21 protein-coding genes and 1 pseudogene are annotated in these 22539 nt (G+C 66.9%); 13 read left to right on the top strand and 9 right to left on the bottom strand.

Features of this window, described 5'->3' with window-relative positions; genetic code table 11:
* The first annotated feature begins 16 nt into the window (after positions 1 to 16).
* The 4 genes from nuoN to RZE77_RS18265 are packed head-to-tail and all read left to right on the top strand — an operon-like array spanning position 17 to position 2921.
* Positions 17 to 1504 (top strand): NADH-quinone oxidoreductase subunit NuoN, encoded by a 1488-nt coding sequence (nuoN, locus tag RZE77_RS18280; protein ID WP_319426794.1) that lies wholly within the window; start codon positions 17 to 19, stop codon positions 1502 to 1504.
* A 16-nt stretch (positions 1505 to 1520) separates the two neighbouring features.
* Positions 1521 to 1829: a DUF2818 family protein gene (locus RZE77_RS18275; RefSeq protein WP_319438665.1), complete on the top strand. Its 309-nt coding sequence runs from the start codon at positions 1521 to 1523 to the stop codon at positions 1827 to 1829.
* A gap of 5 nt (positions 1830 to 1834) precedes the next feature.
* Positions 1835 to 2440, top strand: a complete 606-nt coding sequence (locus RZE77_RS18270) for an NUDIX domain-containing protein (protein WP_405546108.1) — start codon at positions 1835 to 1837, stop codon at positions 2438 to 2440.
* A 7-nt stretch (positions 2441 to 2447) separates the two neighbouring features.
* Complete coding sequence (locus tag RZE77_RS18265) at positions 2448 to 2921, top strand: DUF1178 family protein (RefSeq protein ID WP_319438663.1); 474 nt, start codon at positions 2448 to 2450, stop codon at positions 2919 to 2921.
* A 21-nt stretch (positions 2922 to 2942) separates the two neighbouring features.
* Here RZE77_RS18265 and RZE77_RS18260 read toward each other — a convergent pair whose 3' ends face one another.
* Positions 2943 to 4727: an ABC transporter transmembrane domain-containing protein gene (locus tag RZE77_RS18260; protein ID WP_319438662.1), complete on the bottom strand. Its 1785-nt coding sequence runs from the start codon at positions 4725 to 4727 to the stop codon at positions 2943 to 2945.
* A gap of 77 nt (positions 4728 to 4804) precedes the next feature.
* Here RZE77_RS18260 and RZE77_RS18255 point away from each other — a divergent pair, with 77 nt between their 5' ends.
* From RZE77_RS18255 to RZE77_RS18240, 4 genes are read left to right on the top strand one after another with little or no spacing between them, the layout of a single operon-like run.
* Positions 4805 to 5341 carry a MarR family winged helix-turn-helix transcriptional regulator gene (locus RZE77_RS18255; RefSeq protein ID WP_124961626.1) on the top strand — a complete coding sequence of 179 codons (537 nt, stop codon included), beginning with the start codon at positions 4805 to 4807 and terminating at the stop codon, positions 5339 to 5341.
* Entirely contained in the window at positions 5334 to 6815 is a 1482-nt protein-coding gene (locus tag RZE77_RS18250) for an efflux transporter outer membrane subunit (RefSeq protein WP_319438661.1), read from the top strand. Before RZE77_RS18255 ends, RZE77_RS18250 begins: the two co-directional genes overlap by 8 nt.
* A gap of 39 nt (positions 6816 to 6854) precedes the next feature.
* Positions 6855 to 8195 (top strand): efflux RND transporter periplasmic adaptor subunit, encoded by a 1341-nt coding sequence (locus RZE77_RS18245; RefSeq protein ID WP_319438660.1) that lies wholly within the window; start codon positions 6855 to 6857, stop codon positions 8193 to 8195.
* Positions 8196 to 8225: 30 nt separating this feature from the next.
* The gene (locus RZE77_RS18240; protein ID WP_319438659.1) at positions 8226 to 9788 is read left to right on the top strand and encodes a DHA2 family efflux MFS transporter permease subunit; all 1563 of its coding nucleotides are present in this window, start codon (positions 8226 to 8228) and stop codon (positions 9786 to 9788) included.
* A gap of 16 nt (positions 9789 to 9804) precedes the next feature.
* Here RZE77_RS18240 and RZE77_RS18235 read toward each other — a convergent pair whose 3' ends face one another.
* The gene (locus tag RZE77_RS18235; protein WP_319438658.1) at positions 9805 to 11004 is read right to left on the bottom strand and encodes an AGE family epimerase/isomerase; all 1200 of its coding nucleotides are present in this window, start codon (positions 11002 to 11004) and stop codon (positions 9805 to 9807) included.
* A gap of 217 nt (positions 11005 to 11221) precedes the next feature.
* Here RZE77_RS18235 and RZE77_RS18230 point away from each other — a divergent pair, with 217 nt between their 5' ends.
* The 5 genes from RZE77_RS18230 to RZE77_RS18210 all read left to right on the top strand — a co-directional run bounded on the left by RZE77_RS18230 (position 11222) and on the right by RZE77_RS18210 (position 15916).
* Positions 11222 to 11992 (top strand): ABC transporter ATP-binding protein, encoded by a 771-nt coding sequence (locus RZE77_RS18230; RefSeq protein ID WP_319426782.1) that lies wholly within the window; start codon positions 11222 to 11224, stop codon positions 11990 to 11992.
* A gap of 1 nt (position 11993) precedes the next feature.
* Entirely contained in the window at positions 11994 to 12710 is a 717-nt protein-coding gene (locus RZE77_RS18225; RefSeq protein ID WP_319426780.1) for an ABC transporter ATP-binding protein, read from the top strand.
* Positions 12711 to 12767: 57 nt separating this feature from the next.
* A complete protein-coding gene (locus RZE77_RS18220) occupies positions 12768 to 13964 on the top strand; it encodes an ABC transporter substrate-binding protein (protein WP_124961619.1) in 1197 nt (398 codons plus the stop codon).
* 84 nt (positions 13965 to 14048) lie between these two features.
* The gene (locus RZE77_RS18215; RefSeq protein WP_021008140.1) at positions 14049 to 14924 is read left to right on the top strand and encodes a branched-chain amino acid ABC transporter permease; all 876 of its coding nucleotides are present in this window, start codon (positions 14049 to 14051) and stop codon (positions 14922 to 14924) included.
* 5 nt (positions 14925 to 14929) lie between these two features.
* Entirely contained in the window at positions 14930 to 15916 is a 987-nt protein-coding gene (locus tag RZE77_RS18210; protein ID WP_319438657.1) for a branched-chain amino acid ABC transporter permease, read from the top strand.
* Positions 15917 to 16019: 103 nt separating this feature from the next.
* Here RZE77_RS18210 and RZE77_RS18205 read toward each other — a convergent pair whose 3' ends face one another.
* The 7 genes and pseudogenes from RZE77_RS18205 to RZE77_RS18175 form a co-directional block, all read right to left on the bottom strand.
* The gene (locus tag RZE77_RS18205; RefSeq protein ID WP_319438656.1) at positions 16020 to 16589 is read right to left on the bottom strand and encodes a hypothetical protein; all 570 of its coding nucleotides are present in this window, start codon (positions 16587 to 16589) and stop codon (positions 16020 to 16022) included.
* The gene (locus RZE77_RS18200) at positions 16586 to 17251 is read right to left on the bottom strand and encodes a peptidoglycan recognition protein family protein (RefSeq protein ID WP_319438655.1); all 666 of its coding nucleotides are present in this window, start codon (positions 17249 to 17251) and stop codon (positions 16586 to 16588) included. The genes RZE77_RS18205 and RZE77_RS18200 overlap by 4 nt, the downstream gene beginning before the upstream one ends.
* Positions 17252 to 17637: 386 nt before the next feature.
* Positions 17638 to 17772, bottom strand: a pseudogene (locus RZE77_RS18195) (DNA adenine methylase); the annotation flags it as partial.
* 13 nt (positions 17773 to 17785) lie between these two features.
* Positions 17786 to 19618, bottom strand: coding sequence for a bifunctional metallophosphatase/5'-nucleotidase (locus RZE77_RS18190; RefSeq protein ID WP_319438654.1), 1833 nt, complete (start codon positions 19616 to 19618; stop codon positions 17786 to 17788).
* A gap of 84 nt (positions 19619 to 19702) precedes the next feature.
* A complete protein-coding gene (locus RZE77_RS18185; protein WP_319438653.1) occupies positions 19703 to 20158 on the bottom strand; it encodes a hypothetical protein in 456 nt (151 codons plus the stop codon).
* 102 nt (positions 20159 to 20260) lie between these two features.
* Positions 20261 to 21337, bottom strand: coding sequence for a lipocalin-like domain-containing protein (locus RZE77_RS18180; protein ID WP_319438652.1), 1077 nt, complete (start codon positions 21335 to 21337; stop codon positions 20261 to 20263).
* Positions 21337 to 22413 carry a PLP-dependent cysteine synthase family protein gene (locus RZE77_RS18175; protein ID WP_319438651.1) on the bottom strand — a complete coding sequence of 359 codons (1077 nt, stop codon included), beginning with the start codon at positions 22411 to 22413 and terminating at the stop codon, positions 21337 to 21339. Before RZE77_RS18175 ends, RZE77_RS18180 begins: the two co-directional genes overlap by 1 nt.
* Positions 22414 to 22539 lie beyond the last annotated feature (126 nt).

Raw genomic sequence — 22539 nt, 5'->3', positions numbered from 1 at the left:
TGAAGAAGAGAACGAGATGATTGACAAACTCAGCTGGGTCGCGATCTACCCCGAAATCGTGCTGCTGGTCATGGCCTGCATCATTGCGCTGGTCGACCTGTCGAGCACCAGTGCGCAGCGCACGCGCACCTACATCCTGACGCTGCTCACGCTGGCCGTGGTGGCGGTGCTGACCGGCCTTGCCGCCAACGAGGGCAAGACGGTCTACGGCTTCGGCGGCATGGTCGTGAGCGACCCCATGGGCAACTGGCTCAAGTGCTTTGCCACGGTAGCCCTGATGGTCACGCTGGTCTACGGACGGCCCTATGCGGCGGACCGCGACATGCTGCGCGGCGGCGAGATGTTCACCATCGGCATGTTCGCGCTGCTGGGCATGTTCGTGATGATCTCGGGCAGCAACTTCCTCCTGATCTACCTGGGCCTCGAGCTGCTCACGCTGTCGAGCTACGCCCTGGTGGCGCTGCGCCGCGACAACGCGGTGGCCAGCGAGGCGGCCATGAAGTACTTCGTGCTCGGCGCCATGGCCAGCGGCTTCCTGCTCTATGGCCTGTCGATGCTGTACGGCGCGACCGGTTCGCTCGACGTCAACGAAGTGTTCAAGATCATCGCCAGCGGCAAGGTGAACCACCAGGTGCTGGTGTTCGGCCTCGTGTTCATCGTGGCGGGCCTGGCCTTCAAGGTGGGTGCGGCGCCTTTCCACATGTGGGTGCCCGACGTCTACCAGGGCGCTCCGACGGCGGTCACGCTGCTGATCGGCGCGGCGCCCGAGCTGGCCGCCTTTGCCATCATCATCCGCCTGCTGGTGGAAGGGCTGCTGCCGCTGGCCATCGACTGGCAGCAGATGCTGGCGCTCTTGGCCATCGCCTCGCTGCTGGTGGGCAACCTGGCCGCCATCGCGCAGACCAACCTCAAGCGCATGCTGGCCTACTCGACCATTGCGCAGATGGGCTTCATGCTGCTCGGCCTGGTGGCGGGCGTGGTCAACGGCAACACCTACAACGCACAGTTCGCCTACAGCGCTTCGATGTTCTACATCGTGACTTACGTGCTGACCACGCTGGCGAGCTTCGGCATCATCCTGCTGCTGGCGCGCGAAGGTTTCGAAAGCGAAGAGATCACCGACCTGGCCGGCCTGAACCAGCGCAGCCCGCTGTACGCCGGCGTGATGGCCATCGCGATGTTCTCGCTCGCGGGCCTGCCGCCGCTGGTCGGGTTCTACGCCAAGCTGGCGGTGCTGCAGGCGCTGATCGCCTCGGGCCAGGCGCTCTACATCGGCCTGGCGGTGTTCGCGGTGATCATGTCGCTGATCGGCGCCTTCTACTACCTGCGCGTGGTCAAGGTCATGTACTTCGACGCTCCGGTCACGGCCAGCACCGTGTCGGCGCCGCGCGACGTGCGCACCGTGCTGTCGATCAACGGCCTGCTGATCCTCGTGCTGGGCATCGTTCCCGGCGGCCTCATGACGCTGTGCGCCAAGGCCATCGTGGCCACCCTGGCGAACTGACCCCGGCCTGCCCACGGTGTCGCAAACCGCATCGGTCTGGGTCGTTCTGCTGGTGGCGCTGGTGGCGGCCAACCTGCCGTTCTTCAACGACCGGCTGTTCGGCGTCGTGCCGCTGGCCACGCGGCCCAAGCCGCTGGCGGTGCGGCTCGCCGAACTGGTGGTGCTGTACTTCGTCGCAGGCGGCGTGGGGTTGCTGTTCGAAAGCCGGGCAGGGCAGATCGCCCCCCAAGGCTGGGAGTTCTATGCGGTGACCGGCGCGCTTTTCATCGTGCTGGCCTTTCCAGGGTTCACCTGGCGCTACCTCATGAAGCACAGGCACGGATGACCGACATGACTTCTCCCATTGCCGATTCGCACCTGAAGGAAGAACGCACGGCCAGCGAGGTGCTGGTCAAGGGCAATTTCCTCCAGGTCTGCCGCGACACCGTGCGCCTGCCCGACGGCCACAGCGCCACGCGCGAGTACGTGATCCATCCGGGCGCGGTGGTGGTGATTCCGCTGCTCGACGACGGCCGCGTGGTGCTGGAGCGGCAGTACCGCTATCCGGTCGGGCATGTGATGGTCGAGTTTCCGGCCGGCAAGCTCGATGCGGGCGAAGACCCGCTGGTGTGCGGCCAGCGCGAACTGCTCGAGGAAACCGGCTACACCGCGGGCGAATGGGCCTACGCCGGCGCCATGCACCTGGCCGTGGCGTATTCCACCGAGATCATCCACATCTACTTTGCGCGCGGCCTGTCGCTCGGGAAGCGGCAGCTCGACCACGGCGAGTTTCTCGACGTGTTCACGGCCACGCCGGCCGAAGTTGCGCTCTGGTGCCGCGACGGCACGCTCACCGATGCCAAGTCGCTGACCTGCACGCTGTGGCTGCAGAACGTTCTTTCGGGTGCATGGTCACTCGATTGGCAAGCCACCGCTTCGCAGGGCGGCGCGGGATAATCCGCGCATGAAGGTTCTCGATCTGCGCTGCTCGCATGGCCACGGCTTCGAAGGCTGGTTTGCGTCCAATGAAGCTTTCGAAACCCAGCTTGCCGCCGGACTGGTGGAATGCCCGGTGTGCGCCGACACGCGCATCGTCAAGCTGCTGAGCGCGCCGCGCCTGAACCTGGGCAACGCGAAGGCGCCGGCAGAGGGCGCTGCAACATCGCCATCGGCATCTCCAGCGCCCGCCAAGGCCCAGGCACCGGCCGAACAATCTCCGGAGGCCCGCTGGATGCGCGCCGTGCGCGAGGTTCTCGCAAAGACCGAGGACGTGGGCGACCGTTTTGCCGACGAGGCACGCAGGATGCACTACGGCGAAGCCGAAGAGCGCGGGATCCGCGGCCAGGCGACCCGCGAGCAGACCGAGGCGCTGCTCGAAGAGGGCATTCCGGTGATGGCCCTGCCCATTCCCGCGGCGCTCAAGGAAACGCTGCAGTAGCAGCAGCCTGCCGCCGCTGGTTCAGGCCGTGAACTGGAGGGCCGCCAGGCGGGCATAGACCCCGCCTTGCGCCACCAGCGTGGCGTGCGTTCCCTGTTCGACGATGCCGCCATGGTCCAGCACGATGATGCGGTCGGCCTTCTGCACGGTGGCCAGGCGGTGCGCAATCACGAGCGTGGTGCGGCCTTCCATGGCCGATTCGAGCGCTGCCTGCACCATGCGCTCGCTCTCCGCGTCGAGTGCGCTCGTGGCTTCGTCGAGCAGCAGCAGCGGCGGGTTCTTGAGGATGGCGCGCGCAATCGCGATGCGCTGGCGCTGCCCGCCCGACAGGCGCACGCCCCGTTCGCCGAGGAAAGTGTCGTAGCCCTCGGGCAGCGCCTGCAGGAAATCGTGCGCAAAGGCCGCGCGGGCGGCGGCATGCACCTCGTCGGCCGTCGCGTCGGGACGGCCGTAGCGGATGTTCTCCAAGGCGCTGGCCGAGAAGATCACGGCGTCCTGCGGCACCAGGCCGATGCGGGTGCGCAGTTCGGGCAGCGCGAGCGAGGCCAGCGGCACGCCGTCGAGCAGCAGGCCGCCCGACTGCGGATCGTAGTAGCGCAGCAGCAGCTGGAACACCGTGCTCTTGCCGGCGCCGCTCGATCCCACCAGGGCCACTGTTTCGCCGGGCGCGATGTCGAGGCTGAAGTCCTTGAGCGCCGGTGTGCCGGGCCGCGAGGGGTAGTGGAAAGTCACCGCCTCGAGCTTGACGGCGCTGCCCGCCACGGGCACGGGTGCAGCCGCCGGGTTGGGCGGTGAAACGATGGCCGCCGGGGCATGCAGCAGTTCCATCAGGCGCTCGGTTGCGCCGGCCGCGCGCAGCAGGTCGCCATAGACCTCGCCGAGCACCGCGGTCGCACTCGCAAGAATGGCCACGTAGACCACGGTCTGGCCCAGGTGGCCGGCCGTGATGTCGCCGCGCAGCACCGCCTGCGTGCCCTGGTACAGGCCCCAGAGCAGCGCCGCCGAGGTGGCGATGATGATGAAGGCCACCAGCACCGAACGCGCCCTGGTGCGGCGCACGGCGGTTCGAAAGGCGTTTTCGGTCGAGGCATTGAAGCGGCCGGCCTCGCGCGATTCGGCCGTGTAGCTCTGCACCACCGGAATCGCGTTGAGCACCTCGGCCGCGATGGCGCTCGAATCGGCCACCCGGTCCTGGCTCGCGCGCGAGAGCTTGCGCACGCGCCGGCCGAACCACATGCTCGGCAGCACCACCAGCACCAGGATGCCCAGCACCTGGACCATCACATAAGGATTGGTCCAGATCAGCACCGCCAGCGCGCCCACGCCCATGACGGCATTGCGCAGGCCCATGCTCAGCGACGAACCCACCACCGTCTGGACCAGCGTGGTGTCGGCCGTCAGGCGCGACAGCACTTCGCCGGTCTGCGTGGTTTCGAAGAACGCCGGGCTCTGGCGCAGCACATGGCCGTAGACGGCATTGCGCAGGTCGGCCGTGACCCGTTCGCCGAGCCAGCTCACCGTATAGAAGCGCGCCGCCGAAAAGAGGCCCAGCGCCACGGCCACTGCAAACAGGGCGCCGAAGTGCTCGCGCAGCGCCATGGTCTGCGCGCCCTTGTCGGTGCTCACCAGTCCGCCGTCGATCAGGCTGCGCAGTGCCAGCGGAAACACCAACGTGGTGATGGCGGCCATCACCAGGAAGATGCCCGCCAGCACGATCTGGACGCGGTAGGGCCGAAGAAAAGGGCTCAGGCCCGACAGCGATCGGGGCGAGCCCTTGGCCGGTGAAGACGGAGGGGAAGAAGCCATGGCCCGGATTCTACCGACCCTTGCCATCGCAAAGGTGGCCTTGACAATAATTGCCCAGACAATTAATATTTTGACCCATGAGCGATGCAGACAATCCGCAAGTCCCGCCAGCCTCGGGCGACACCGAGCGCCGGCCGGTCGATTTCTACCGTGCCGAGACCTACAAGGCCGAGGAAAGCATCGGGTACTTGATGCGCCGCATCCTGAGCGCGGTGGCCCAGGCGGTAGAAACCCGTATGTGCGAGCCCGGCAGTCCCACCTTTCCGCAATGGTTGCCGCTGTACAAGCTGCACGTCGGCGCAGCCACCACGGTGGCCGAATTGGCCCGGGCCTGCGAGCTCGACGCCGGTGCCATGACGCGCCTGCTCGACCGCCTCGAGGCCAAGGGCCTGTGCCGCCGCGTGCGCTCGCTCGAAGACCGCCGCGTCGTCAACATCGAGCTCACCGAGGAAGGCCGTGCCGCCGCCCAGGAAGTGCCGTACGTGCTGAGCCGCGTGCAGAACGAGCACCTGGCGGGCTTCACCAGGGAAGAGTGGGAGCAGCTCAAGGGCTACCTGCGCCGCATTCTCGACAACGCCCAGGCCCTGGCGGCCCGTGGAGATAAAAATGACTGAATCCCTTGCCGCGCGCGCCGTGCGCCGCACTCCCGTCGTTGCCGCCGTGCTGCTCGTGGCTGCGCTGGCCGGCTGTGCCGACATGGCCGGCATCGGCTCCGAGGCCCGGCTGCGCGACGCCGCGTCGCTCGGCATTGCCGCGGACCGCAGCGCCGCCGCCGTGCCGGCCCTCGAGCGCCAATGGTGGCTCGCCTTTGGCGATGCGCAGCTCAACGCGCTGATCGACCAGGCCGTGGCCGGCAATCCGAACCTGCAGGTGGCGCGGGCGCGGCTCGCGCGCGCGCAGGCTTCCGCGGACATCGCCGGGGCGGCGCTGAAGCCCAAGGTCAACGGCGAACTCGACCTGAACCGCCAGAAGTTCAACAGCAACTACATCTACCCCGAGCCGCTCGGCGGCTCCACGCAGAACATCGGCCTGCTGCAGCTCGGCGCGAGCTGGGAGCTCGACTTCTTCGGCAAGAACCGCACTGCGCTCGAAGCCGCCATCGGCGCCGCCAACGCCGCGGCGGCCGATGCCGATGCCGCGCGCGTGCTGCTGGCCAGCAACGTGGCGCGCAGCTACTTCCAGTGGGCGCGCCTGAACGAACAGCTCGGCGTGGCGCGGCGCACGCTGGCCCAGCGCGAGGAAACGCTCAAGCTGGTGCGCGACCGCGTGTCCGCGGGCCTCGACACCCGCCTCGAACTGCGCCAGAGCGAAGGCGGCCTGCCCGAAGCGCGCCAGCAGATCGAAGCCCTCGGCGAGCAGATCGCGCTGCAGCAGCACGCGCTCGATGCGCTCGTGGGCCAGCCCGATGTGTCCGCATCGCTCAAGCCGCCGATGCTCGAAGCCGTCAAGCCGATGGCGCTGCAGGCCAGCATTCCGGCCGACCTGCTGGGCCGCCGCGCCGACATCGCCGCCGCGCGCTGGCGCGTCGAGGCCGCCACCAGCGACGTGGCCAATGCCAGGACCCAGTTCTATCCCAACCTGAACCTCACGGCCTTCGTCGGCTTCCAGAGCCTGGGTTTCGGCAAGCTGCTCAAGTCGGGCAGCGAGCAGTGGGGCGTGGGCCCCGCGATCCACCTGCCGATCTTCGAAGGCGGCCAACTGCGCGCCAACCTGCGCGGCAAGGCGGCCGACCTGGATGCCGCAATCGAAAGCTACAACGCCACCGTGCTCGATGCGGTGCATGACGCGGCCGACCAGGTGTCCAGCGCCCAGTCGATCACGCGCCAGCAGGCCGAACAGCGCGCCGCGCAGGCCGCCGCCGAAGGGGCCTACGACATTGCCGTGCAGCGCTATCGCGCGGGACTGGGCAACTACCTCAACGTGCTGACCGCCGAAACCGCGGTGCTCGCGCAGCGCCGGCTGGCGGTCGACCTGGCCGCGCGCGCGCTCGACACGCAGGTGGGCCTGGCGCGCGCGCTCGGCGGCGGCTGGCAGCCGCCGGCAACCGCCACCGCCACGGCGCCCGCCTCATCTGCTGCATTGAACTGAACTGAATCGACTTTTTTCGTCTTCGGAAAGAACTCCATCATGAGCGACAACAACACTCCGACGCCCGCTGCAACCGACGCTTCCGCAGCTCCCGAAGCACCCGCCGGCAACGGCAAGCGCCGCCGCGCGCTGACCGCACTGGCGGCCGTGGTGATCGTCGCCGGCGGCGGCTGGGGCCTCTACGAATGGCTGGTGGCCAGCCACTACGAGGACACCGACAACGCCTACGTGCAGGGCAACGTGATCCAGATCACGCCGCAGATCGCCGGCACCGTCATGGCCATCAACGCCGACGACACCGACTTCGTGAAGGCCGGCCAGCCGCTGGTGCAGCTGGACCCCGCCGATGCGAAGGTGGCGCTCGAGCAGGCCGAGGCCGCGCTCGCGCAGGCCGTGCGCCAGGTGCGCACGCTCTATGCCAACAACGGCTCGCTGGCCGCGCAAGTCACGCTGCGCCAGGCCGACATCGTCAAGGCCCAGAGCGACATCGCCAAGGCGCAGGACGACCTGCAGCGCCGCCGCGCGCTGTCGGGCAACGGCGCGGTCTCGAAGGAAGAACTCAACCACGCCGAAACGGCGCTCGACAACGCGAAGAGCCAGCTCGCCGCTGCGCAGGCCGGCGTGGTGGCCGCGCGCGAAGCGCTGGCCAGCAACCAGTCGCTGACCGAAGGCACCAGCGTGGCCCAGCACCCGAGCGTGCAGGCCGCCGCCGCCAAGGTGCGCGAGGCCTACCTGGCCACGCAGCGCGTGGCCATGCCCGCGCCGGTCGACGGCTACGTCGCCAAGCGCACCGTGCAGCTTGGCCAGCGCGTGGCCGCCGGCACGCCCATGATGTCGATCGTGCCGCTGAACCAGCTGTGGGTCGACGCCAACTTCAAGGAAGTGCAGCTGCGCAACATCCGCATCGACCAGCCCGTGAAGCTCACGGCCGACGTCTACGGCAAGAAGGTCGAATACACCGGCAAGGTCGCGGGCCTGGGCGTGGGTACCGGCAGCGCCTTTGCGCTGCTGCCGGCGCAGAACGCCACCGGCAACTGGATCAAGGTGGTGCAGCGCGTGCCCGTGCGCATCGCGCTCGACCCCGAGCAGCTCAAGGCCAACCCGCTGCGCATCGGCCTGTCGATGGACGCCGAGATCGACATCTCGCAGAAGGGCGGCAAGATGCTGGCCGACGCGCCGCGCGCCACCGCCATTTCACAGACGCAGGTCTACAGCAAGCTCGACCACGGCGCCGATGCCGAAGTCGACCGCATCGTGGCCGCGAATCTCGGCCGCGGCGCGCCGACGGCCGCCGCAGTGCCGGCGGCGGGCCGCTCCGCCACGCCCGCGGCAACGGCCGGAACCGCGGCCCACGGCGCTTCGCAGTCCCATCCCGGCTGATCGTCATTCACGGTTCCCGAGGCAAAGCCAATGGCCACTGCTGCTCCCGCCTACGTCGCGCATCCGCCGCTCGAGGGCGCCGCCCGCGTCTGGGGCACGATCGCGCTGTCGGCCGCCACCTTCATGAACGTGCTCGACTCGTCGATCGCGAACGTGTCGCTGCCGGCCATCTCGGGCGACCTTGGCGTGAGCACCACGCAAGGCACCTGGGTCATCACCAGCTTCGCGGTGGCCAACGCCATCGCGGTGCCGCTCACGGGTTTCATGACGCAGCGCTTCGGCCAGGTGCGCCTGTTCATGGCGAGCGTGATCCTGTTCATGGTCGCCTCGCTGCTGTGCGGCCTGGCGCCGAACATGACCACGCTGATCCTGTTCCGCGCGCTGCAGGGCTTCGTCGCGGGGCCGATGATTCCGCTGTCGCAGACGCTGCTGCTGTCGAGCTACCCGCGCGCCAAGGCGGGCCTCGCGATGGCGATGTGGTCGATGACCACGCTGGTCGCGCCGGTGATGGGGCCGCTGCTGGGCGGCTGGATCACCGACAACATCTCGTGGCCGTGGATCTTCTACATCAACATCCCGGTCGGCATCGTCGCGGCCGCGATCACCTGGGCGCTCTACCGCAAGCGCGAGAGCAGCACGCACAAGGTACCGATCGACGCCATCGGCCTCGCACTGCTGGTGCTGTGGGTCGGCGCGATGCAGCTCATGCTCGACAAGGGCAAGGAGCTCGACTGGTTCCACTCGCCCGAGATTGTCACGATGGCTGTGATCGCGGTGGTGGGCTTCGCCTTCTTCCTGATCTGGGAGCTGACCGACAAGCACCCGGTGGTGGACCTGTCGCTCTTCAAGCGCCGCAACTTCTGGTCGGGCGCCGTGGCCACGGCCATTGCCTATGGCCTGTTCTTCGGCAACGTGGTGCTCTTGCCGCTGTGGCTGCAGCAGTGGATGGGCTACACCGCCACGCAGGCCGGCATGATCATGGCGCCGGTGGGGCTGCTGGCCATCTTCTTCTCGCCGTTGGTCGGGCTCACGGTGGCCAAGATCGACCCGAGGCGCTACGCCACGTTTTCATTCCTGGTGTTTGCGCTGGTGCTGTGGATGCGCTCGAACTTCAACACGCAGGCCGACTTCGTGACGATCATCATCCCGACGATCATCCAGGGCATCGCGATGGCGTTCTTCTTCATCCCGCTCGTGACCATCACGCTGTCGGGCCTCACGCCCGACCGCATCGCGGCCGCGTCGGGGCTGTCGAACTTCCTGCGCATCACCGCGGGCGCCATGGGCACGTCGATCACCACCACGCTGTGGGAGAACCGCGCGGCGCTGCACCACTCGCAGCTCGCGGAGTCGGTGAACCAGGGAAACAACGCGGCGGCCAGCGCAATGTCTGGGCTGGCGAGCAGCGGCCTGAGCACCGAGCAGGTGATGGGCCAGATCAACCGCATCGTCGACCAGCAGTCGTTCATGCTGGCCACCAACGACATCTTCTATGCGTCGGCGATCCTCTTCCTGCTGCTGATTCCGCTGGTGTGGCTGGCCAGGCCGCAGCGCGGCGGTGCCGGCGGCGATGCGGCCGCCGGGGCTCATTGAGGGCACGCGTTCCTCTTCAGGCGCCGAGTGCCCGCAAGACGTCGTAGCACGCCCCCGTGGTGTGATAGTCGGTCTTGCCGGCCGGGCTTTTTTCGTCGCTGATCTTGCGGTTGTCGGGCGCGAGGATGCGGTACCACGCGCCATGGCGGTGGTCGACGAAATGCGCCCAGCTGTAGGCCCAGATGCGGTCGTACCAGTTCCAGTAGCCGGCATCGCCGGTGCGCGCCGCCAGCAGGGCCGCGGCGGCAAAGCTCTCGGCCTGCACCCAGAAGTACTTGTCGCCGTCGCACACCGCGCCATCGGGGCCGAATCCGTAGGCGAGGCCGCCATGCGCCGCATCCCAGCCACGGAGCATCGCGGTGTCGAAGAAGTGCCTGGCGCGCGGCACGGCCCAATCCGCGTCGCGGCCCGCGGCAACGAGCGCGCGCTCCAACTGCAATAGGAGCTTGGCCCACTCGGTCAGGTGCCCGGTCTGGAAGCCCCAGGGCCGGAAGATGTTGCTCTTGTCGCCGCGGTTGTAGTCCCAGTCGACCGACCAGTCGTCGCGGTAGTGCTCCCAGACCAGCCCGCCGGCCAGCGCGGCCTGCCGGCCCGTGACCGACTCCGCGAGCGCGAGCGCGCGATCGAGGTAGCGCGCGTCCTGCGTGGCCTCGAAGGCCGCAAGCATCGCCTCGCAGGCGTGCATGTTGGCGTTCTGGCCGCGGTACGCACCCACATGCCAATCGGGGGTGGCCTCGTCGGCATAGAGCGCGTGCCGAGGCTCCCAGAAATGCCGTTCCATCAGCTGCCACGTGTCTTCGAGCCCCGCGCGCGCCTCTTCGATGCCGGCCATGAGCGCATGCGCATGCGCGAGCAGCACGAAGGCCAGGCCGTAGCAATGCTGCGTGCCGTCCTGCACGGTGGCGCGGCCGTCGTGCCAGTCGATCTGCCACGCGTAGCCGCCGCCGGGCTGCGCATGCGCGCGCTGCACGAACGCCAGGCCGTGGCGCGCAGCGTCGAGGTGCTTCGGATCGCCGAAGCGCCGGTACGCCATCGCATGGTTGAAGACGAAGCGCGTGCTGCTGACGAGGTGCCGCGTGCGCCGGTCGTACACCGTGCCGTCGTCCTTGAAGAAGTGGAAGAAGCCGCCTGATGGGTCGCGGCTGACCGGCTCATAGAAGGCCAGCGTGTGCAGGATGTGGCCGATCAGGAATTCGGGCGAGCGGAAGTTCGGCATGGGCGTAGGGGTTCGAACCGATGAGTCATTGTCATTGTGACGACAGTCGTGCGCTGCCGGAGACAGCCGCCGAAGGCAGGTTGCACTGCAGCATAGGCATTTGCCCCAGTATGCAAGCGGGAGACGGCCACGAACAATCGGTCCGCGTTAACAATTACGCAACAAAGATGGACCGCATGACCCAGCAATCTTCTCGGTACCCGGGCGACTTCGCGAGATGAGCGACGTCATCCTCGAAACACGCCAGCTCACCAAGGAATTCAAGGGGTTCACTGCGGTCAGCAAGGTCGATCTCTCGGTGGTGCGCGGCTCGATCCATGCGTTGATCGGCCCGAACGGGGCCGGCAAGACCACCTGCTTCAACCTGCTCACCAAGTTTCTCGAACCCACCAGCGGCACGATCCTGTTCAACGGGCACGACATCACGGGCGAGCGGCCGGCGCAGATCGCGCGGCGCGGCATCATCCGCTCGTTCCAGATCTCGGCGGTGTTTCCGCACCTCACGCTGCTGGAGAACGTGCGCCTCGGGCTGCAGCGCGCGCTCGGCACCTCGTACCACTTCTGGAAGAGCGAGAAATCGCTCGAGCCGCTCAACACACGTGCCCGCGAACTGCTGGCCGAGGTCGGCCTGGCGCACGAGGCCGACGAGCTCACGGTGAACCTGCCCTACGGCCACAAGCGCGCGCTCGAGATCGCAACAACGCTGGCCATGGACCCCGAACTGATGCTGCTCGACGAACCCACGCAGGGCATGGGCCATGAAGACGTGCACCGCGTGGCCGAACTCATCAAGCGCGTGTCCGCCGGCCGCACCATCCTGATGGTCGAGCACAACATGAGCGTGGTCTCGACCATTGCCGACACCATCACGGTGCTGCAGCGCGGCGCCGTGCTGGCCGAAGGGCCGTACGCGGAAGTCTCGAGGAATCCGCAGGTGATGGAGGCCTACATGGGCACCACCGACGGCCAGCTTCAAGGGGCACATTGACATGACCGCTGCCTTGGAAATCAAAGGTCTCCACGCCTGGTACGGCGAATCGCACGTGCTGCACGGCGTCGACATGGTGGTGCAGCCCGGCGAGGTCGTGACGCTGCTCGGGCGCAACGGCGCGGGGCGCACCAGCACGCTGCGCGCGATCATGGGCCTGACCGGCTCGCGCAAGGGCAGCATCGAAGTCAACGGCGTGCAGACCATCGGCATGGCCACGCACCGCATCGCGCACCTGGGCATCGGCTATTGCCCCGAGGAGCGCGGCATCTTCGCGAGCCTCTCGGCCGAGGAGAACCTGCTGCTGCCGCCGACGCTCAAGAACGCCAGGGGCGCAGGGCAGGGCATGTCGGTGGCCGAGATCTACGAGATGTTCCCCAACCTGGCCGAGCGCCGCAACAGCCCGGGCACGCGGCTGTCGGGTGGCGAGCAGCAGATGCTGGCGGTGGCGCGCATCCTGCGCACCGGCGCCAAGCTGCTGCTGCTCGACGAGATTTCCGAAGGCCTCGCGCCCGTCATCGTGCAGGCGCTCGCCCGCATGATCCACACGCTGCGCGGCAAGGGCTACACCATCGTGATGGTGGAGCAGAACTTCCGCTTTGCCGCACCGCTGGCCGACCGCTTCTACGTGATGGAGCACGGCCGCATGGTCGAGGCCTTCGGCGCCAAGGAACTCGAAGCCAAGATGCCCGTGCTCAGCGAGCTGCTGGGCGTGTAGCCGCGGCCGCGTCCATTCATTTTTTTGTTGACTCTCTCAACCGTTCCAGGAGACACCATGCAAACCAAGCTCAAAATCATTGCCCTCATGCTCGGGGCCGCGGGTCTTGCGAGCCATGCCGTGCAGGCGCAGGAGAAGGTCGTCATCGGCTACATCAGCGACCTGTCCGGCCTGTACGCCGACCTGGAAGGCAAGGGCGGTGCAACCGCCATCCAGATGGCCATCGACGACATGGGCGGCAAGGTGCTCGGCCAGCCGGTGGAGGTGCTGAGCGTCGACCACCAGAACAAGCCCGACATCGCCGCCTCGAAGGCGCGCGAGTGGATCGACACCGCGGGCGCCACGATGATCTTCGCGGGCACCAATTCGGGCGTGGCGCTGGCCACCGCCAAGGTGGCACAGGAAAAGAAGCGCGTGTTCTTCACCAACGGCGCGGCCACCTCGGCGCTCACCAACGCGCAGTGCAGCCCCTACACCGTGCACTACGCCTACGACACCGTCGCGCTCGCCAAGAGCACCGGCGGCGCAGTGGTCGACACCGGCGGCAAGAGCTGGTTCTTCCTGACGGCCGACTATGCCTTCGGCCATGCGCTCGAGGGCGACACCGCCAAGGTGGTCAAGGCCAAGGGCGGCACGGTGGTGGGCACGGTGCGGGCGCCGCTCAATGCGTCGGACTTCTCTTCCTTCCTGCTGCAGGCGCAGAACTCCAAGGCCCAGGTGCTGGGCCTGGCCAATGCCGGCGGCGACTTCATCAATTCGATGAAGGCATCGAAGGAGTTCGGCATCGACAAGTCGATGAAGGTCGCGGGCCTGCTGGTGTTCCTCACCGACGTGAAGAGCCTGGGCCTGCCGGCCACGCAGGGCCTGCTGCACACCACCAGCTGGTACTGGGACGCCGACGACGAGTCGCGCAAGTGGGCCGCGCGCTACGAAGCCAAGACCAAGAACAAGCCGACCGACATCCAGGCGGCCGACTACTCGGCCACCATGGCCTACCTCAAGGCCGTGGAGGCGGTGAAGAGCACCGATGCCGACAAGGTCATGGCGCACCTCAAGAAGACCCCGATCAACGACTTCTACGCCAAGGGCGTGATCCGCCCCGACGGCCGCATGGTGCACGACATGCTGCTGGCCGAGGTCAAGAAGCCTTCGGAATCCAAGGGCCCGTGGGACCTGCTGAAGATCGTCAAGAAGGTGCCGGGCGATCAGGTCTACACGACCAAGGAAGAAAGCACCTGCGCACTCTGGAAGTAACCGTTGCCTGAGCGGGAGCCGGCCGTACGCGGCGGCCCCCGCGCGAAGCCGCTGCCTCCTTTCTGAACCTCGATTCCATTCACGATGAATATTTCCATGCCTGCCCTGTTGAGCCAGCTCCTGCTGGGGCTGGTCAACGGGTCGTTCTACGCGATCCTGAGCCTGGGGCTGGCGGTGATCTTCGGGCTGCTCAACGTCATCAACTTCGCGCATGGCGCGCTGTTCATGATGGGTGCGGTGCTGTCGTGGATGGCGATGAACTACTTCAACGTCAACTACTGGGTCATGCTGGCGGTGGCGCCGCTGATCGTCGGCCTGTTCGGCGTGCTGATCGAGCGGCTGCTGCTGCGCTGGATCTACAAGCTCGACCACCTCTACGGCCTCCTGCTCACGCTGGGCCTCACGCTGCTGATCGAAGGCGGCTTCCGCTCGGTGTACGGCGTGTCGGGCCTGGCCTACAACACCCCCGAGGCGCTGAGCGGCGGCACCAACCTGGGCTTCATGTTCCTGCCCAACTACCGTGCCTGGGTGGTCGTCGCATCGCTGGTGGTGTGCTTTGCCACCTGGTATGCGATCGAGAAGACGCGGCTCGGCGCCTACCTGCGCGCGGGCACCGAGAACCCGCGGCTGGTGGAGGCCTTCGGCGTCAACGTGCCGCTGATGGTGACGCTGACCTACGGCTTCGGCGTGGCGCTGGCGGCCTTTGCCGGCGTGCTCGCGGCACCGGTGATCCAGATCTCGCCGCTGATGGGGCAGAACCTCATCATCATCGTGTTCGCGGTGGTCGTGATCGGCGGCATGGGCTCGATCATGGGCGCCATCCTCACGGGGCTGGGGCTCGGCGTGATCGAGGGCCTGACCAAGGTGTTTTACCCGGAGGCTTCGGCCACCGTGGTGTTCGTGATCATGGTCGTGGTGCTGCTGATCCGCCCCGCGGGCCTGTTCGGCAGCGAGAAGTGAAGTCCATGAAGAAAATATCGCTCGTCGTCTACGGGGTGCTGCTGCTGGCACTCATCGCGGCACCTTTCATCGGCTTCTATCCGGTGTTCGTGATGAAGGTGCTGTGCTTTGCGCTCTTTGCCTGCGCCTTCAACCTGCTGCTGGGCTATACCGGCATGCTGTCCTTCGGCCATGCCGCGTTCCTCGGTGGCTCGGCCTACCTCACGGGCCAGGCGCTCAAGGTCTGGCATTTCACGCCCGAACTCGGCCTCGTCATGGGCACGCTGGCCGGCGCGCTGCTGGGCCTGGTGTTCGGCTGGCTGGCCATCCGCCGCCAGGGCATCTACTTCTCGATGATCACGCTGGCACTGGCGCAGATGATGTACTTCGTCGCGCTGCAGGCACCGTTCACGGGCGGCGAGGACGGGCTGCAGAGCGTGCCGCGCGGCAAGCTCTTCGGCATCGTCGACCTGCGCGACGACCTCACGATGTACTACGTCGCGCTGGTGATCGTGGTTGCGGCCTTCCTGCTCATTGCGCGCACGGTGCATTCGCCGTTCGGGCAGGTGCTCAAGGGCATCAAGGAGAACGAGCCGCGCGCCATTTCGCTCGGCTACGACGTCAACCGCTTCAAGCTGCTGGCCTTCGTGATCTCGGCCGCGCTGTCGGGCCTGGCGGGCTCGCTGAAGACGCTGGTGCTCGGCTTCGCTTCGCTGAGCGACGTGCACTGGACCGCTTCGGGCCACGTGATCCTGATGACGCTGGTGGGCGGCCTTGGCACGCTGTCGGGTCCGCTGGTGGGCTCGGCGGTCGTGGTGCTGCTGGAGAACAAGGTGGGCGACTTCGGCAGCTTCATGGCGCGCCTCACCGGTGTCGACTGGTTCAATACGCTGGGCGAGTCGGTCACCATGGTCACGGGCCTGATCTTCGTGATCTGCGTGCTGGCATTCCGCAGGGGCATCATGGGCGAGGTCATCGCCTTCATCGACCGGCGCCGCGGCAAGAAGGCCTGAAGCGAAAGAAGGCGGCTTCTGTCCGCCCTCGTCGTTTCTGAGTAGCGCGATGTTTGGTCCGGTGCCTGAATACCCTGGCACGGGAATTCAGGCCGTGCGCGTTTCAGTTCTTGGATGGTTTGGGCTCGCGACTTTCTCGCAGCGCCTTGAGCCGTGGTTCTGCCTGACCTGGGGGAATCTGGCCTTCTGCCTCCAGTCGTCTGAGTCGGCGTTCATCTGCCCGATTCAGGGCGTCTTTGAGAAGTGCCATCTTTCGTGACGCGCAGGGCTCGCATTCGTAGTAGGTCTCTGGACGACCAGCGGGCTCCAGTTTTGCATTCAGCTCAAATGTGTTTATTCGGCCTGAGGGCTCAATGCCGATAGTGATGGCCTTGCCATTCTTAAAAAAGACTCGTGCGCCCCCTAGGCATCCCGTCCTCTCCGTATCTTCGCTGTAATAAGATTTTTCGGAGACCCTCCGCATGTGACGTAATGCGTAGAGAACGTCGTCTTCGGTCAAGACAACGTCGTCACAGTCCAGGAAATCCTTCCTTTCCCAAGCGGACCGGATCGAAGGTTCGGTGATTTCAATCTTCTTCACATATGCGACAGGGTATCGCTTGTCAGCCGCGTGAGTGGCGCAGACCGCTGATGCCAAGAACAGCGCGACTGCCAAGATGTTGGTCTTGTTCATGGGGCCGTGACGGGGAGATTCCAATTCGCTCCCTGCGCCTCCGTTGGGTTCTTCCTGCTGGCATCTGGATGACGAAAAACCTCGCCCGGCGCGATCTGCATGGAGTCTTCAAGTGCCTTGACAAGCCACGAGAGCGATTGATTTTGAGCTGCGGTTGGCGTGTCGTAGATGCCAAATTCCCCGCGTAGCTGTTCCGCAGATCGCTGCTTGCGAGGGTCTGGGTCCCTGAAGCCCAGTGGCAACCTGGCTCTGCCGACCATCTCAATTCCGACGGCTTCCATATTGCTCGGGTAGCGGTCGCTAGGCGGTTTGGTCATTTCAATGCGGTGCATCGCGTCTACACCTGAATTTTTTGGGCCGTATGCCGGCATACAACTGCCCGTGAGAAGGCACCTCGCCCTCAATGGCCCAACATGATTCGTGCGCTGGTAGATCGCGGCCGTCTGGTAAATGGTTCCATCGGTGTCGATGAGAAAGTGTGCGCCATTGGCCTTGGGACGTGTGTAACTGCTCAGCGAGGATGCTGCAGTATCCGCATCGGTCTGGTGCACGATGATGCCGGTGATAGGAACGCTCCGCCTGCCCCGTTCAATGATTTGGCTGCGAGCACTGCGCACTCTCGCGTGAATGATCATTCCGTCTGTGTCAATTTGAACTGCCATGCGACCTCCTTGAAGAATTATTTGTCGTCGGTTGGCGTGCGGGGCGCAGGACATGGCGGGTCAACTGACCGATCGTTGACATGAGTTCTCTCCCTTTTCGACCGGCCGAGCGGCGATCCTGCGGCATCTTATCGGCGCGGGCATGGTCCACCAGTCAACCAAAAGACTGCGGTGGCTGCTAGCGGCCGTGGCGAGACCGGTAATTTGTCACGCTCCGTGCGGCTTTTCGCGGCAGACTGAAGCGGCCCGCCCCAGCTTCCAGTTCCTCTGGCTCTACGGCTGGTGACTCGGCAACGTCTCCAAGAGCTTGGCGCGCTCCGCAAACAGGTTGTTGCGCACACTCTGGATCAGATCGAGGAACTCGTCGATATTGCTCAGTTCAGCCAGGCCATCCACTCGTATTGCGCCCAGGGGAACATGACGCCATGGCCCCCGGTCTCCCAATACGGCGGATCCATGTAGAACAGCGTATGCGGATGGTCGTAGCTGTCCGGGCAGGCCGCCCAGACGAGCCCCTCGATGGCGCAAACCCGCTCAGGGCAGCGCGGTAATGCGGTTGGCCGCGGGCGGCGCGAGCGGGCTGTTCGCCTTGATGTAGGCCTCGAGGGCGTCCACGTCCTGGTCGCCGCCGAGCGTGTCGGTGCCCTGGTTGAAGACCGTGAAGTTGTCGCCGCCGGTGGCCAGGAAGCTGTTCATCGTCACGCGGTAGCTCGCACCGTCGGTCATCGCGGTTCCGTTGAGCGCCATGTTGCTGATGCGCGAGCCCGCGGGCGCCGAGAGGCTGTAGCTGTAGCTCAGGCTGCGCGAAGGCAGCAGCACCCTCGGCGAGGCGACCGTGTTGCTGCCGCTGTTGAACTGCTGCTCGAGCAAGGCCTTGATCTGCGCGCCGGTCATCGTCTTCACCACCAGGCTGTTGCCGAAGGGCTGCACGCTGAAGATCTGGCCATAGGTCACGCTGCCGTCGCCGGCCGGCACCAGGTCGGCGCGCACGCCGCCCGGGTTCATGAAGGCGATCTGGGCGCCGCCCTTGTCGCTGGCGCTGGTCGCGGCGAGCTGCGCATCGGCGATCAGGTTGCCGAGCACGCTTTCGCGCGATGCCGTCTGCGTGCGCATGGCCGGGGCGGAGAGCGTGCCCACCACCCGCTGCACCAGCGGCGCCGCGACGGAAAGGTACTGGCTGACGAGCGCGGCCACTTCCTGGTTCTTGCCGAACACGGGGTACTGGTCGGTCACCGCCACCGTGGTCGCGCCGCTGGTGTAGGCCTCGCCCTGGACGATCACGTTGTCGGCCGACTTGGCCGTGACCTTGCGGGTGCGCGTGTCGATCGTCAGGTTGATGTCGGTCAGCAGGGTGCCGTACTGTCCGGCGCTGGTCAGCAGGAAGGGCTTGGCCGGGTTGGTCTTGCCGTAGTCGCAGATGTAGGAGCGGTGCGTGTGGCCCGAGATCACCACGTCGACGGAGGCGTCGAGCTTGTTGAGGATCGGCAGGATGTCGCCGTTCAGGCCGGCGCAGCTCTTTTCGTTGTAGCCCACGGTGGTGGTGCCGCCTTCGTGGACCACCACCACGATGGCGTCGGCGCCCTGGGCCTTCAGCTGCGGGATCAGCGCGTTGGCCGTATCGGCTTCATCCTTGAAGCTCAGCCCCGCAACGCCGGCCGGCGTCACGATGCTGGGCGTGCCCTTGAGCGTCATGCCGATGAACGCCACCTTCACCGTGGCGCCGTCCTTGGTGAAGGTCTTGATGCCCGTGGCGGGGAACAGCGTGGTGCCGTCGCTCTTCACGGTGTTGGCCGCCAGGAAGCCGAAGTTGGCGCCCGGGAAGGCCTTGTTCACGCGGCAGGGCTCCAGCGGCGTGTTCTTGGCGCAGCCGCCGTTCTTCATGCGCAGGAGCTCGGTCTGGCCCTTGTCGAACTCGTGGTTGCCGACCGCGTTGAAGTCGATCTTCATCGCGTTCACGGCTTCGATGGTCGGCTCGTCGAGGAACAGGGCCGACACCAGCGGCGAGGCGCCGATCATGTCGCCGGCGGAGACCACGGCGTTGTTCTCGTTCTTCGCCTTGAGCGACGCGATGGCCGAGGCGAGATACGCGGCGCCGCCGGCGGGCACCGGTATCGTGCCGCCGCCGCTCGCCGGCGCGGTGATGGAAAGTCGGGGCGGCTCGAGGTTGCCGTGCAGGTCGTTGAAGGCAATGAGCTTCACGTCCATGCTGCCGGGCGCGGCGGGCGGGGGCGGTGCCGGCGGCGCGGGAGCAGGGGCGGGCGGGAGGAACGGAATGAACCCGTTCGAATTGCTGCTGCTTCCGCCGCAGGCGGACAAGGTGGCCAGGACCACCCCCGCCAGGGCGAGATGTTTCAACGATGCGTGCATGAGCCTCTCCTCTTTGATGGAATGCAGCAGCGCATGCTGGACATGGCAGATGACGTCGCCATGACCGCCCCGCAGGAAGAGTGATCAGGGCAGGGGAACCACGCGGATGGCCACGCCGGGGCCGAAGGCGCGCCGCAGCAATTCGCTGGCCTGGGCGCTCTGCGCGTCGCCGGGCGACTGCACCGCCAGCCATCCCTCGGTGGCTCGCCGCTGCAGGTGCCAGCCCTCCTGCCCGATGCGGATCAGGCTGGCAAGCGACGCGGCGTCCGCGATGGGCAGCGCCGCGGGCACGATGTCGAGCCAGTCCACCACCTGGTCGGCTTCGCCGCCGAGCCGCGCGGTCGCGCCGTCCACCAGCGCGCGCTGCGTGGCCGCATCCCTGACCGCGCCCTGCAGGATGATCCCGTTGCCGTGCCAGCGGATTTCAAGCGCTGCGTTCGTTGCCGGCGGGGCCGGCCGCGCGGCTGCGAACACCCACGCGGCGCCGGCGGCGGCCAGCAGCACCATCAGCAGCGCGATGAGCCGGGGTCGTCTGTTCATTCAAGCCTTGTTGGCGCACGTCCATCGTGCAAGTGTCGAATGCCGAGTTCAGGGGCCCGGCATGACGGCGTGATGACAGACGCACAGGGCTGCTGCGCGGCCTCAGAGCCGCAGTGGTGCGGCGTAGCCGGTCATCTCCAGGTAGCCCCGGCCGACGCGGCGGCCTTGTGCATCGACGAGGTCGCTCAGGCCTTCCCAGTAGACCCCGCCGGTGGAGCCGCGGCTGTCGAGCTCCTGGTCGTCGAGCAGCGCGCGCACCTCGAAGCTGCCCGACGGCGTCTGCACGCGCCACCGGGTCGGGTACTTCGCCTGCGTGCGCGGGCTGGTCCACGTATTCGCGCTTTCGAAGCGCACCTCGTCGTTGTTGAAAACGCGCAGCGCACCATCGCGCGTGCGAAACGATCCGCCGGCCCACAGCGCACTGCCGTCGCGGCGCCGCAGGCGAAAGGCGGTGAGGGCGCTGCCGTCGTCCAGGTTCATGCCGATCCAGTCCCAGCCCACGGCCTCGGGGTGCATCAGCGCTTCGCTCCATTCGTGGTCGAGCCAGGCGATGCCGTCGACATCGAAGGCCTGGCCCTTGAGCGTGAGCCGGCCCTGCGTGCGCAGCTGGGGCTCGCTGTAGTAGTAGCTCGCCTGTGTTTCCTCCGGTCCCTTGCGCGAGAGCCCGGCCTTGCCCTGCAGCAGCACCGGCTGCGTGGGCGTGAAGCGCAGGTCGAGCGAGAACTCGCCGGCCGGGATGCGCGCCGAATAGCTGCCGTTCTCCCTGCGCACCAGCGACCAGTCGCGCAGGCGCACGTCGGTGTCGGCTTCGCTGGCCGATGCAACGCCGAAGCCCGCGCGCGCAATGCGCTGGTCGTGCAGCAGCACGCGGCCTTCGAGGTCGGTGACGGCCGCATGCGCGAACACGAGGTTCCTGGCCGCGAAGGCCGAGCGCAGGCCCTCTGCCGCATCGACGCGCGAGCGGAAGAAGGTCACCTGGAAGCCGAACTCGCGTCCCGCCGGAGTCTTCGCGTGGCCCGTGATGTACCACCACTCGGTCTGCAGGTCAGGGTGGCTGCCGAAGTCGCGCGGGAACTGCAGCGTGCGCGCGGGCAGTGCCCAGCCTGCGGGCGCGGCGGCCAGCGCCGCAAGCAGCAGGCTGCGGCGCGAGAGCTTGTGAAAGAACGCGGCCGGCGGCATCACCCCGCAACCAGTGCGTCGATGCGCTGCTGTGCCGGCCCGATGTCGCCGAATGCGTTCTGCACCCAGGCCGCATCGTGATAGCTCGGCAGATAGCGCTCGCCCGCATCGCACAGCAGCGAAAGAATGGAGCCCTGCCGGCCGGCCGCGCGCATTTCGCCGGCAATGGCCAGCATGCCGACGAAGTTGGTGCCGGTCGACGGGCCCACCTTGCGGCCGAGCAGCGCCGAGAGCGCGTGCATGGCCGCCACCGAATCGAGATTGGGCACCTCGATCATCCGGTCGACCAGCGTGCGGATGAAGCTCGGCTCCACGCGCGGCCGACCGATGCCTTCGATGCGCGAGCCCGCCGCCGTCAGCGTGGCGTCGCCGCTGCGGTGGTAGGCCGAGAACACCGAGCCTTCGGGATCGGGCACGCAGACCTGCGTGTCGTGGCAGCGAAAGCGCACATAGCGCCCGATGGTGGCGCTGGTGCCGCCGGTGCCCGCGCCCACCACGATCCACGCCGGCACCGGATGCCGCTCGCGCGCCATCTGCTGGAACATGCTTTCGGCGATGTTGTTGTTGCCGCGCCAGTCGGTGGCGCGCTCGGCGTACGTGAACTGGTCCATGTAGTGGCCGCCGGTCTGCTCGGCGAGCGCGTGCGCTTCCTCGTAGACCTGCGCCGCATGGTCGACGAAGTGGCAGCGCGCGCCATAGAAGGCGATCTGCGCCACTTTCTCGGGCGAGGTGCTGCGCGGCATCACGGCGATGAAGGGCAGCCCCAGAAGCCGCGCGAAATAGGCTTCGCTGACCGCCGTCGAGCCGCTCGAGGCCTCGACGATGGTGGTGCCCTCGCGCACCCAACCGTTGCACAGCGCATAGAGGAAGAGCGAGCGCGCGAGCCGGTGCTTGAGGCTGCCGGTGGGATGGGTCGATTCGTCCTTCAGGTACAGGTCGATGCCGGCCGCGGCGAGCGCGGGCAGCGGCAGCGGGATCAGGTGCGTGTCGGCGCTGCGCTGGTAGTCGGCCTCGATGCGGCGGATCGCGCCGCCGAGCCAGCCGCCGCAGGAGGAAGAGGAGGGGGTTTGCTGCATATCTGTGGCAGTCTACAAGTCGTGGGTGTGGATGGTCTCTGTTGGGCTTGTTTGTTTTCCGGGGCCGGGTCTCGCCCCGGCGGGCGAGCTACTTTCTTTTGCTTCGCCAAAAGAAAGTAGCCAAAG

Origin of the sequence: Variovorax sp. SPNA7, from assembly GCF_033807855.1 — a bacterium.
GTDB classification, from domain to species: domain Bacteria; phylum Pseudomonadota; class Gammaproteobacteria; order Burkholderiales; family Burkholderiaceae_C; genus Variovorax; species Variovorax beijingensis.
Note: the sequence above shows the minus strand (reverse complement) of the source record. Positions and strands in the feature narration are given on the sequence as shown.